General features: G+C 35.7%; 8 protein-coding genes. 5 read left to right on the top strand and 3 right to left on the bottom strand.

Features of this window, described 5'->3' with window-relative positions:
* Positions 1–317: 317 nt before the first annotated feature.
* Positions 318–1,082 (bottom strand): exodeoxyribonuclease III, encoded by a 765-nt coding sequence (locus tag G634_RS0114120; RefSeq protein WP_026505823.1) that lies wholly within the window; start codon positions 1,080–1,082, stop codon positions 318–320.
* Between the two features lie 41 nt (positions 1,083–1,123).
* On the bottom strand, positions 1,124–2,200 hold the full coding sequence (locus G634_RS0114125) for a hypothetical protein (RefSeq protein ID WP_035800258.1): 1,077 nt from the start codon (positions 2,198–2,200) through the stop codon (positions 1,124–1,126).
* A gap of 401 nt (positions 2,201–2,601) precedes the next feature.
* Between G634_RS0114125 and G634_RS0114130 the strand changes: the two genes are divergently transcribed.
* Both G634_RS0114130 and G634_RS0114135 read left to right on the top strand, forming a co-directional pair.
* Positions 2,602–3,921, top strand: coding sequence for an MBOAT family O-acyltransferase (locus G634_RS0114130; RefSeq protein WP_051234049.1), 1,320 nt, complete (start codon positions 2,602–2,604; stop codon positions 3,919–3,921).
* A gap of 14 nt (positions 3,922–3,935) precedes the next feature.
* Entirely contained in the window at positions 3,936–5,213 is a 1,278-nt protein-coding gene (locus G634_RS0114135; protein ID WP_026505826.1) for a hypothetical protein, read from the top strand.
* A 122-nt stretch (positions 5,214–5,335) separates the two neighbouring features.
* Here the strand turns inward: G634_RS0114135 and arfA are convergent, their stop codons facing one another.
* The gene (gene arfA, locus G634_RS0114140; protein WP_035800254.1) at positions 5,336–6,844 is read right to left on the bottom strand and encodes an arabinosylfuranosidase ArfA; all 1,509 of its coding nucleotides are present in this window, start codon (positions 6,842–6,844) and stop codon (positions 5,336–5,338) included.
* A gap of 278 nt (positions 6,845–7,122) precedes the next feature.
* Here arfA and G634_RS19400 point away from each other — a divergent pair, with 278 nt between their 5' ends.
* The 3 genes from G634_RS19400 to G634_RS20515 all read left to right on the top strand — a co-directional run bounded on the left by G634_RS19400 (position 7,123) and on the right by G634_RS20515 (position 12,519).
* The gene (locus G634_RS19400) at positions 7,123–8,058 is read left to right on the top strand and encodes an alpha/beta hydrolase (RefSeq protein WP_051234050.1); all 936 of its coding nucleotides are present in this window, start codon (positions 7,123–7,125) and stop codon (positions 8,056–8,058) included.
* A 103-nt stretch (positions 8,059–8,161) separates the two neighbouring features.
* The gene (locus G634_RS0114150) at positions 8,162–11,479 is read left to right on the top strand and encodes a glycoside hydrolase family 2 TIM barrel-domain containing protein (protein ID WP_035800256.1); all 3,318 of its coding nucleotides are present in this window, start codon (positions 8,162–8,164) and stop codon (positions 11,477–11,479) included.
* Positions 11,480–11,655: 176 nt separating this feature from the next.
* A complete protein-coding gene (locus G634_RS20515) occupies positions 11,656–12,519 on the top strand; it encodes a hypothetical protein (protein ID WP_026505829.1) in 864 nt (287 codons plus the stop codon).
* The last annotated feature ends 198 nt before the right edge of the window (positions 12,520–12,717 follow it).

Raw genomic sequence — 12,717 nt, forward strand, 5'->3', positions numbered from 1 at the left:
CATCAGGAAAATCAAGAACCGTACCAGACCAAAATTTGTCGTTAAGACAAATTTTGTCCTGCGAAGCAGGATTCTTGCTGATGATTATCCTAAATCTCAGCAAGAAGTCATAGGTTATTGTTTCTTAATATATGATAGATGAGTTTTGCTGGCTTGTAATATTTCATGAGCAGAACTGTTTATAAACGTTGGTTCTTATGCGCTGTTTTTTTAGCGCATTATGAACCATTACGTTTATAATCAAGCGAAAGCGTGTCTGCGACGAAATATACAAACAGCAAAACGGACTATGTTTAATAATATGATTAACCTAAATCTCATTCCACTTCAATATCAAGTTCTACAGGGCAGTGATCAGAGCCCATAACATCAGAATGAATCTTTGCGTCTAGCAGCTTATCTTCTAGAGAGTTAGAGGTTATAAAGTAGTCTATACGCCACCCTGCATTCTTTTCTCTTGCATGGAAGCGATATGACCACCATGAATAAGCACCAGTAAGATCCGGATAGAAATGTCTGAAAGAATCAATAAATCCATGTTCCATAAGTACACTGAATTTATTACGTTCTTCGTCTGTAAAACCTGCATTATGATGATTGGAAGATGGATTTTTTAAGTCAATTTCCTTGTGAGCAACATTCAAATCTCCGCAGAAAATAACAGGCTTTTGTTCCTGAAGCTTTTCAATATAGGATAGGAAATCATCCTCCCATTTTTGACGGTAATCAAGTCTTGATAAATCCTGCTTGGAATTTGGTACATAAACTGTAATGAGGAAGTAATTATCAAATTCAGCAGTTATGACTCTTCCCTCGTGGTCATGCTCTTCTATTCCAATTCCGTATGTTACATTTAATGGCTCTTGTTTCGTAAAAAGAGCTGTGCCTGAGTAACCTTTTTTCTCAGCATAGTTCCAGTATTGATGATAACCATCAAGTTCAAGATTAAGCTGACCTTCAGAAAGCTTAGTTTCCTGAAGACCGATGGCATCAGGCTGTTCTTTTTCTATAAATTCAGTAAATGTTCCCTTTGAAATACAGGCACGAAGTCCATTAACGTTCCAAGAAATAAATTTTTTCACAGTAAACCTCCATCTTTAAATTACAAAGTTTTGCCAGTAAATTAATTCCAGTATTTTTCTTCCAGTTCCTTAATCCTGTTAGTCTCATATTCTTCAACAATTTTCCTTAAGTTGTCTATTTTTTTATCAAGATTATCTTTTGTAATACGGCATGAGTCTTCAGCCATTTTCTTTTCCATAAAATGATTAATCTCTGAAGAAAAATGTATAGGATCCATGTAATTGTCAAGGTTTGAAGCAATCTCTTCTTCATCCTGGAAAAAGTAGATTTTAACGTTGTCATATGAAAGTAGTGTCTTCATGCACTCTTTTTCGTTATGTAAAACAGCATTAAGTTCGCCGTTTCTGTATATTCCATCCCACCAAATCATAGAATATACAGGGAAAAAGAACTTAAATTCAGTATCTTTGTGAGTAGAAACTTCATTCTGTAAAAGTTTAATGTTGTCAGAAAGATTTTTTTCATAGTAATTCTCAGGTAAAAAAGATTCCTGTTTCTTGGGTCTTTCATAATGGCTTATCATAGTACTTTCAGAGAAAATTTTACCTTCTTCCCAGTTATATGAAAGATTTGGATCATAGCCGTTTTTCAAGGACTTGACGAGCATATACGGGATTTTTTCAAAAATAACATCTTTATTCAAGAGGTATTTCACATCATTGAACGGGTTGTGGTCATATAAATATATAGGTGCACCAGTCGATTCATAAGTGGTTTTAGCGCTGCCTGATAGTGATGATGAATCAATGTTATAGAACACCAGCTTAGGAATATGGCTTTCAAAGGCAACATCTAAAAGATAGCAAAGATCAGCAGTAGGACCATAGGAACGAATGGCTTTTATACAGTTGCAGTTAAAATCTTCATTAAACCAGCTGTTATCGTAGTTCTCGGCAACAGATGAACCAACAATAAGAGCATCGTAATCAAAGTTTCTTAATGTACCTACAACCTGATACTCTTTATCTGTAAGAACAGCCTTAAGACCAAACCATGGTTTATGGTAGTGATAAAAAGGATCAAAAATAAATACAATCGAAATTGATAGAATCAGCAAAAAAGCGACCATGGATAGTAAAAATTTTATACTTTTAATTGAAGTGTTTCTGGTATTCATAGTAAGCAAGATATTTCCTTATGTTTTTTTATAATATGTAACAAAAATCTTATTTCACAGTTCTCATACATTAAGAAGCGCTATGCGTTTTCCATAGAGAAATATGAAACAAGTATGGAGTTATTGAAACACTCATGACTAAAGTCATGAGTGTGCATTATCTATTTAATCAAACTTCATTCTATCACACTCTCTTTGACGTTTGCATTGTATTATTCTAAAATAGACTAGGCTATTTTTGAAGCACAAATTACATGCCAGAAATGAAAGGGAATCGGATGCTGTTTAACTCGTATCAATTTATTTTTGTCTTTTTGCCTTTATTATTAATAGGGTGGAATATATTACAGAAAGTACATATTAAAAGTGCCTTAGTTTTTCTAACTCTAATGAGTATGTGGATGTATGGCTCTTTTGATATAAGGTTTTTAATTACGATTATAAGTACGAGTTTAATTACGTATCTAATATCGTATTGGTTATCACGAAAAAAGAGTAAGCTCATTCTGTTTGCAGGAATAGCGTTCCAGCTCCTTGTTCTTGGTTATTTTAAATACACAGGTTTTTTTGTAGACAATGTAAATGCAGTCTTTAAGACTGATATAAATTTCGCGCAGCTGTTTATTCCGATTGGAATAAGTTTCTATAGCTTTGGGCAGATTGCATTTTTGGTAGACAGATATAAAGAAGAGATAGAACATATAGATATACTCTCCTACTTTGCATATACATTGTATTTTCCCAAGATAATGCAAGGACCTATAGCATTTCCTAAGGAAATCTTAGATCAAATGTTTGATGAGGAAAAGATAAAGTGGAATGCAGATAGAGTACTTAGAGGGTTGATACTCTTTTCCATAGGCCTTGGAAAAAAAGTTCTGCTGGCGGATTATTTAGGATTAGTTGTGGATTATCTTTATTCACAGGTCTATTACCTTGATACTCTTTGTGTAATTATGGCAGGATTAACTTATGCATTTCAGATTTATTTTGATTTTTCAGGATACTGCGATATGGCAGATGGAATTTCCAGGATGCTGGGAATAAATCTTCCGCAGAATTTTAACTCCCCCTATCAGGCAGAGTCTGCAGAAGATTTGTGGAGAAGATGGCATATTACACTTAACAGATTCCTTATAAAATATGTGTATATCCCTCTTGGTGGAAGCCGTAAAGGAAAAACAAGAACACTTATTCACATCATGATAATATTCACACTATCAGGATTGTGGCACGGAGCTGCGTGGACCTATATTGTATGGGGAGTTATGCAAGGACTTACAGTCATATGGGATAAAGTTAGACCATTTAAGATAGGGAAAAAGTTTGGGCAGGTATGTACATTTGCATTCTTTTGTTTTAGTATGCTTTTTTTCAGAGCCAAAACTTTAGAAGAATCATTTGTTCTTATACAAAAGCTCTTCTTTTTTACATGGCCAGGTTTTACGTTCAGAGCGGTTTCGAATCTGAAAATATCAGAGTTATATGTAGTTAGAGAAGCTGTCGAAATGACATCGATGCAGTATTCTAATATTTTGTATATGATTATATATTTGCTCTTGATTGGAATTAGTTTTTTCGTTATAACTAGAAAGAATGCATACTCTTTTATTGAGAAAAAAGAATTTACCAAAAAAGAACTTGTAGGAATAGCTCTTACTGCGGCATTGTCTATTTTGTCATTATCAAGGGTACAGACATATATTTACTTTAATTTTTGAGAGGTTTTATAAAGATGTCTTCACTTTTAGTAATACTTGGTATTTTGGTTTTAATATTTAGATTTTTTTCTGGAATAATAAAGTATTTAATTTTAAAAACAACTGCTTTTGACAAAAAGGAAGCAAAAAAGGCGGCAATTGAAGAAGCAAGTAAGCTTTCTTATGAAGATCCTGTTATTACCTGTGATTATTGCGGTTGTAAGATTGATACAAAAGTCGATAGCGTATGTCCGCATTGCGGAGCATCATATGCTGGCGATAAAGAGTGGATATTAAGACATGAGGCAAGTAAAGAATTTATAGATAAAGCTGCTGAAAGAATTTTCAAAGAAAGAGAACAAAAATCTAAAGAAGAACAGAAAAAGGTTTTAAAGAGGGTAAAAAAGAACGGAATAATATTAATAGCTGTTTTTGCAGTACTGTTATTCTTATATGAGATTGGTACTAATGGAGGAACAACAAGACAATATAGAGGTAATGAAAAGCTTAGCAAAGAAGATGATGATTGCACTTATGTAAAGGCAGATTATAAGCTTAAGGGTAATAGCGTAATCTATAACAAAAACAATATCAAGATTACAGTAACAGGTCTTTATATTGCTAAGGCCAAAAAGAAAGAATCCTATTACAATCCGGAAAATGCCAGCGAAAATGTAAAAATCGGATTTAAAGTTGAAAATAATTCGAACTATAATATTAGTCTGTATATGCAATGTAGTTCAGTTAATAAAGTTGCAAGCGAAAACAGCGGTTTTTATATGTATGATACCTATCGCAAACATAAGACAGTTCAAATCTATGAGCCTTTTAGATTTGTTCAAAATCAGACCGTTTCCGAGTTTATTATTCATAAGCTCAGTATAACTGATAAAGATGATTACAAGTTAAGTGATGAGATAGATAAACCGATAGTAATGAATACTACTGCCAATCAGGATGATTCCAAGTTAATAGACTTTAAAGATAAGAAACAGATTTTTTCTAATGATAAAGTTGATATATATAGCAAATATATGGATACGAATTCCTATGGAGAACAGTATTACAAAATATATGTAGTTAATAAAACTGATAAAATATTCAGAATCAAAGATTCTAATTTAAAGATTGATGGAAAAGATAACAGTACAGGTTTTTATGATGAATTCTTGTACTCAGGATATATTTTCCAATCAGACAATATAAATGCAGGAACGAATGCTAAGGCAAAAATTGAGTGCACCATATCCTTTAAATGTAATGAAGATCCTTCGAATGATTTCTCGACAGGATATCTGGAATTAAATAAATAATTTTGACAATAATAAAGCCATCCGAATGCGCGAAGTATTTGGATGGCTTTATTATTGCTATATCACAGAAAGATTCCTATGGGATTAATTTTTCTTATACCAATACATTTTAGCGAAATATATTAGTAAGTAAGGCGAATTACATTCCAGCTCTTAGAAGGAAGAACAGATGTTAAATGTCCTCCATCAATTTTGGAATTGCTGCAGGTTACAGGGATAACATTGTTAGGATTTTCTTCTGTATTAATTGCCTTAACATCATCATGTGTTAAAAGAATATGCTCGGCAACTTTGCATCCTTCAAACTGTCGAAGGTCAGCAGAAAGCTCGAAGTCATTCTCAAGATCCTTGTTAACAGCAAATATTGTAAGAGTTTTATTCTCCTCATCCTTTAATACAACGCTGTCAATAAATGGTGCATCACCATGAACAGATTCATAAGTATCACATTTTACAACTGTATTTAGAACTACTCCTCTTCCAAATCTGCTTGCCTGCATATAAGGATAGAAAATAGTCTGTCTCCATGCGCCGGTATCGCTGGTCATGATAGGAGCAATAACATTAACAAGCTGGGCAAGGCATGCAACCTTAACTCTGTCTGCATGACGAAGAAGTGTAATAAGCATGCTTCCAACAAGAAGGGCATCTTCGAAGTTGTAGATATCTTCAAGCTGGTGAGGATGCTCAACCCATTTCTCAAGCTTCTTATCCTGTTCGTTACTGTGGTACCAAACGTTCCACTCATCAAAAGAAAGGTTGATTTTCTTGTTGGAGCGCTTTATAGCCTTAACATAATCACAGATAGAGATAACTGCGCTTATGAAGTTGTCCATATTTACACTGCTGGCAAGAAAGTCAGGAGTATTGTTGGCCTGATTGCCATAATAAGTATGAAGTGAAAGGTAATCAAATGTATCGTAACCTTCTTCGAGTACAGTGGACTCCCACTTTCCGAAAGTTGGCATCTGCATGTTGGAGCTTCCGCAGGCTACAAGTTCAATTGATGGATCAAGTAGACGCATCAGCTTACCGGCTTCTGTTGCAGTACGTGCGTATTCTTCTGCAGTCTTGTGTCCCATCTGCCAAGGACCATCCATCTCATTACCAAGACACCAAAGCTTGATATTGAAAGGATCTTCTGCACCATTTTTTCTACGCATATCACTGTAATATGTACCACCCTTTATATTGGCATACTCTACAACGTTTTTGGCATCTTCAATACCGCGTGTACCAAGATTTATTGCGTACATTGTCTGGGTATTAGCTTTTTTTGCCCAGTTCATGAACTCATGCATACCAAATTCATTAGTCTCGATAACACCCCATGCAGGCTCGATTCTATGAGGACGTTTATCAACAGGTCCTACACTATCCTCCCAATGGAAGTCAGAAACAAAGTTACCGCCAGGATAACGAACACAAGGAACATCGATTTCGCGGATAAGGTCCAAAGTATCTTTTCTAAGACCGTCTTCATCTGCGAACTTGCTTCCAGGCTGATAAATTCCTTCATATACTGCTCTGCCGAGATGTTCAATGAAAGAACTATATATACGCTTGTCTACTTCGCCAACTTCAATATTTCTATCGAAGTAAAGCTGTGTTTTTTTAATTTCCTTACTCATAAAGATATAAGCCCCCTTGAAATAGAATAAAAGATTGACAATTTAGGCGAACTTGTTTATCGTTAAACAAAGCCTATGTATATTCTAAATTATTTTAGAAATAAATAAAAGCATAAAATATGAAAAAAAATTAAAATAAAGCATTTTTTAATGCAACAAAGTGTGGAAAAGGATATACTAGAAATAGATTGTTGCTTCTTTTGGGGCTAAAAAAAGCTGCAAAAAAGTAATAATTCTTGTTTCAACAAACATATTATTAGTAATAGAGGTGAGATTGGATGAAGAAAAAAGCAAACGTAGTTACACTTGGTTTACTTTCTGCTCTTTTTTGCGGTGGAATATTTGCAGGAAACGAGTTGTACAGAATTGCACTACAGCCTAGACAGCATGGTGATGACGACAAAGATGCATCTGAAGAAGTAACTAAAGGACGTTTTTACGTTAGAAATCATGCAAATCGCAGGGATATTTATATCGATGCAATTGACAACTTACGTCTTCATGCAACCTTTATCCCATCTGAGAATTCTAAAGAACACCATTATGTATTACTGGTACATGGCGTGTCTGATAATTCAGAAAGTATGGGTATTTACGCAAAGGAATACGAGAAAAAAGGTTACAATATGCTCCTTCCTGACCTTAGAGGATTTGGTCAAAGTGAAGGCGATTATATAGGATATGGCGGGGATGACCGTTTCGATATTATAGAGTGGATTTACTGGATTATAAAGCATGATAAGGATGCTAGAATACTCCTTCATGGAATGTCTATGGGGGCAGCAACAGTACTTATGACAACAGGTGAGCATTTACCTGAAAATGTTATAGGTGCTATTTCGGACAGTGCTTATACAGATGTTAGACAGCAGTTTGTTGATGTGTATACCAAAAAGACAAAGACAAAATCTATCCTTCCTATACCACTTGCGATGATGCTGTTAAGACTGGAGGTTAAGCTAAGAGCAGGATATGATTTTGCAAAGATAAAGCCTATAAAGGCTATCGAAAACAGTAACACTCCTACTCTCTTTATGCATGGTGATGCAGATGTTGTGATTAAACCGTCTATGTGTAAAGAATTATATAAAAAATCCAAAGGTCAGAACGAATATGCAATGATTTTAGGGGCTGGACATATTGATGGCGTTTGGTACGACCCAAAGGAGTATTGGGGTAGAATTAACGTATTTCTAGATCATATAGGTTATTGATTTCATTAGGAAAATAAGTAACCGTATTAGAGAAATAAATATAAGTATCACGAGAAGGTTTTTAACTTGAGTAAAGCAAAAGACACAAAACGGGGGTCACAAAATGGAAAAAAAATTCGACTATTTGCTTTTAGACAAACCGCAGTATTATGCACAAAATCGTATTATGGCACATTCAGATCACATAGAATGTGCCAATATTCTAGAAGCTTTTGAAGAAGAAAGCTCTCTAAGAATGTCCTTAAACGGACTTTGGAAATTCTTTTATTCCAAAAATCTTAACTATCTTCCTGAAAATTTTGAAACAAAAGAATATGATTGCAAAGAATGGGATGATATCAGAGTTCCGGCGCATATTCAGATGGAAGGATACGGAGTACCTCAGTATGTAAATACCCAGTATCCATGGGATGGACATGAAATGCTCACACCACCTGCGATTCCTACGATAGAGAATCCGGTTGGAAATTATGTGAAATATTTTACCCTTCCTCATAATTTTGTATCTAACGGCCTTTTCATCAGATTCGATGGCGTAGAAAGTGCATTTGCACTATGGCTTAACGGACATTTTGTAGGTTATAGCTCAGATACATTCGATGCAAAAGAATTCGACCTTACTCAATACGCTGATATGAAAGGTGAGAATAAACTTGCAGTTCAGGTTTTTAGATTTAATGCCGGAAGCTGGATGGAAGATCAGGACTTCTTTAGATTCTCGGGAATATTTAGAGATGTAACTCTTTTTACTCGAAAAAAGGTCACTGTTGACGATGTTAAAGTAATGCCTTTAAAAAAGAGAAAAGACAGTTTTGAAGAGGCAAAGCTTGGTATTACCCTTAAAGGAAGCGGCGAAGGCTGCATTACTGTAAGGCTTTATAAAGAAGTTCTAGATAGCGAAACGTTAAAATTAAGTCTCGTGAAAAAAGGTACAGAGAATACGCCGTGCGGATGCTTGGAAGATGAAGCTATGGTAATAGCAGAAAGCGTATTCTATACTGCTGACTATAAGACAGATAGTAATATTTCAGATACAGACAAGGAGTTTTTTGCAGGGGAAAAAGGAGTTTATGAAAGACAAAGTGATGATTTGTTTGCCATTAATGCAAGTCTTGATGCAGGAAATATAAAACTATGGAGCGCTGAAAAGCCGGAACTATACGCTCTTATAATCGAGATTTGTGATAAGGAAGGAAAACTGTTATCTGTTATTAAACAGGATGTTGGTTTCAGATTCTTTGAGCTTGATGAAAAAGATAAGCTTATGAAGATTAATGGCAAGAGAATCGTCTTTAACGGAGTTAACCGTCATGAGTTTTCATCCAGAAAAGGCAGGGCTATTTCTGAAGAAGAAATCCTTACAGATATTCTTTTGATGAAGAAAAACAACATTAATGCTATTAGAACAAGCCACTACCCTAACAGTTCTTCTTTGTACAAACTCTGCGACAGATTCGGGCTGTATGTAATAGATGAGAACAACATGGAAACTCATGGAACCTGGGATGTATATGAACGTGGCCAGGTAGACAAATCCTTTGTTGTGCCAGGCGATAATGATATTTGGCAGCTTCTCCTTCTAGATAGAGGTCGTTCTATGCTCGAAAGAGACAAGAATCATCCTAGCATTATCATATGGTCATGTGGAAATGAGTCTCATGGAGGAAAAGTAATCTATGAGCTGTCTAAATATTTCCATGCTAAAGATAACAGCAGACTTGTTCATTACGAAGGGGTATGCCATGACAGAAGTTATAACGATACTTCTGATATGGAATCACGTATGTATCCGCCGGTTACAGAGATAAAGGATTATCTAAAAGAAAACAGACAAAAACCATTTATGTGCTGTGAATATACACATGCAATGGGCAACTCTTGCGGAGCAATGTTCAAATACACAGACCTTGCAGATGAAGAAATGCTCTATCAGGGCGGATTTATTTGGGATTATATTGATCAGAGTATCATGAAAAAAGATCGCTATGGCAAGGAGTTTCAGGCTTATGGCGGAGATTGTGGCGATAGACCTGCAGATTATGATTTCTGCGGAAACGGAATAGCATTTGGTGATGATAAAAGAAGCGCATCTCCTAAGATGCAAAGCGTAAAATTTAATTACCAGCCATTTGTGATAAAAATAGATGAAAAGAATTCTGTTATCACAATAAAGAACAGACATCTTTTCACAAATGCAAACGAGTATGTTTTTTGCACTAAAGTATCCCGATATGGAAAGGTTATTATTTCTTCAAGAGAAACACTAAATCTCTTGCCTTTAGAAGAAAAAACTTTCCCTATTTCTATTCTTGAAAAAGGTAGAAAGAATAACCTTTTTGTAAAAGAAGGTGAGTATGTTATTACTGCTTCTTTCCTCTTGAAGGAAGATAGAATATATGAAAAGGCTGGCTATGAAGTAGCTTTTTCTCAGAAAGCATTTGTAGTAGGAAGTGAGAAAATAACTGCAGTTCCGGACAATGTATTTTCCAGAGAATGTGGCATTACATTGTATAAGAAAAAGCCAATGAAAGTTACAAATGGTCTAAATAACCTGGGAGTAAAAGGTGAGAACTTTGAAGCTTTATTCAATGGAGGAATGGGGCTTACAAGTTATCGTTATGGACAAGAGGAAATGATTTTGCAGCCACTTAGACCTAATTTCTGGCGTGCTCCTGTCCAGAATGATAGCGGAAACGGTATGCAGATACGTCATTCGCAGTACAAGACAGCAAGTCTTTATGCAGCACCAAAATACGACATATATACTAAATATGAGCATTTTATGGGCGGACTTCCAGTAAATATCGAAGAAAAAGAAGACATGGTGCACATTGACTATACTTTTGATTTATTCACTAAGCCTGATGCGAAGTGTAACCTTGGATATGATGTATTCGGAGATGGAACCATAAGGACTACTCTTACCTATAATCCGGCAAAAGAGCTGGGAGATTTACCGGAATTTGGCATAAATTTCAAGATGGATGCAGATTTTGATACACTTACCTGGTATGGATACGGAGAGGATGAAACTTACTCAGATCGTATGCAGGGAGCAAAGCTTTCAGTATTTAGAAAAGATGTTGCTAAACAACTGGCACCATATCTTATGCCACAGGAAAGCGGAAATCATGAAAAGACAAGATTTGCAGCTGTTACCAATAAGCTTGGAAGAGGACTTATATTTGCAAGTGATAGCTGGAATGGAATGAGCTTTTCTGCTCTTCCATGGACTGTTCATGAAATTGAAAATGCTGCACATGGATATGAACTTCCGCAAATTCACTATACAGTAATAAGAGCAGCTATGGCACAGATGGGAATAGCCGGCGATAATACCTGGGGTGCATTTACTCATCCAGAATTTTGCATACATCCGGAGGGAGAATTAAAGTTTACTTTTGCTTTTAGAGGAATTTGAAAAAATAATCAGTTTATCCAATGAAAATGTCTTTTGGTCAATTAGTTGACAAAAAAACATAAAGATGATGTATAATGTTTTCTTGTAAGGGTTAAACGATTTTCTTTATTTTTTCAAAAACAATATAAAACAAAATATTTATTTATAAAGTCCCATTACGGGCAGGAGGAAACTATATGTTAAAGAGTAAGTTGATGAAAACTATGGCAGCACTTGGAACAGCGGCTATGATTGTTAGTGGTACAGGTGTAACTGCATTTGCAGCACAGTTTGATCCGGCATACTATGCAGCAACTAATCCGGATGTAGCTGCAGCAGTAGGAAACAATGCACAGGCACTTCTTAATCACTATGTAACATGCGGACAGAAGGAAGGCAGAAGACCATCTGCATCAGCACAGCCTGGTGAAGCAGTAACTTCCGTTGCTAATACAAATGTAAACACTGCCGCAGCAACACAGTTTGATCCAGCATACTATGCAGCGACATATCCAGACGTAGCTACAGCAGTAGGAAACAACGCACAGGCACTTCTTAATCATTATGTAACATGTGGCCAGAAAGAAGGCAGAAAACCTAACGCAAACGCTGCAGGCGGCGCAGCTGTAAGCGGAATGGCAGCTACTACTCCTGCACAGGCAGTAACATATCAGTCATATGGTATTAACGAGCTTAATACTCTTCGTGCAAAGAAGGCACTTAAGACTTTAGCTTATGATGCTAAGCTTGATACAGTATCCACAAGTCTTAACGCACAGTTCATGAATGGTTCCTCAGAGGCACAGCTTAAGGCAAGCCTTAGAAAGATGAACCAGAGCACAACAATGAGATATAAGAATGTTGGTTTTGCAACATGCTCAGTAAAGAAAGAATATGCAGCAATCCTTGATGACAACTCACTTGCAATTCTTACAGCTGATGCATTGTTTACAAAAGCTCCACAGTCTACTCAGTCCAACCTTTTCAACATTGGTGGAATGAATATTACAAGAGCAGCTGATGGCGTTGCATATGTTACATTTGTATTCGTTGGAAACTGATAACTAAATAAAAATTAAATATAAGTCTTGCGAACACAAAAAGAGTCTTTGGGTAGAAATACCCAAAGACTCTTTTTGCATTCTCTAGATAAAATAATAACCTATAGATTTTTGTCACTACGTTCCAAAAACTACGCAAACTGGCCATTTGAAAAGGCTTCGCCTTGGACCAGTTTGCCGCTTGACTTTTGTTCTCAC

The organism is Butyrivibrio sp. NC3005, from assembly GCF_000424545.1.
GTDB lineage: Bacteria > Bacillota > Clostridia > Lachnospirales > Lachnospiraceae > Butyrivibrio.

Excerpts from the sequence above, each read along its gene's own strand:
- G634_RS0114150 (WP_035800256.1), top strand. The coding sequence starts at position 8,162 with ATGGAAAAAAAATTCGACTATTTGCTTTTAGACAAACCGCAGTATTAT.
- G634_RS20515 (WP_026505829.1), top strand. The coding sequence starts at position 11,656 with ATGTTAAAGAGTAAGTTGATGAAAACTATGGCAGCACTTGGAACAGCG.
- G634_RS0114130 (WP_051234049.1), top strand. The coding sequence starts at position 2,602 with ATGTATGGCTCTTTTGATATAAGGTTTTTAATTACGATTATAAGTACG.
- G634_RS19400 (WP_051234050.1), top strand. The coding sequence starts at position 7,123 with ATGAAGAAAAAAGCAAACGTAGTTACACTTGGTTTACTTTCTGCTCTT.
- G634_RS0114135 (WP_026505826.1), top strand. The coding sequence starts at position 3,936 with ATGTCTTCACTTTTAGTAATACTTGGTATTTTGGTTTTAATATTTAGA.
- G634_RS0114125 (WP_035800258.1), bottom strand. The coding sequence starts at position 2,200 with ATGAATACCAGAAACACTTCAATTAAAAGTATAAAATTTTTACTATCC.
- arfA (WP_035800254.1), bottom strand. The coding sequence starts at position 6,844 with ATGAGTAAGGAAATTAAAAAAACACAGCTTTACTTCGATAGAAATATT.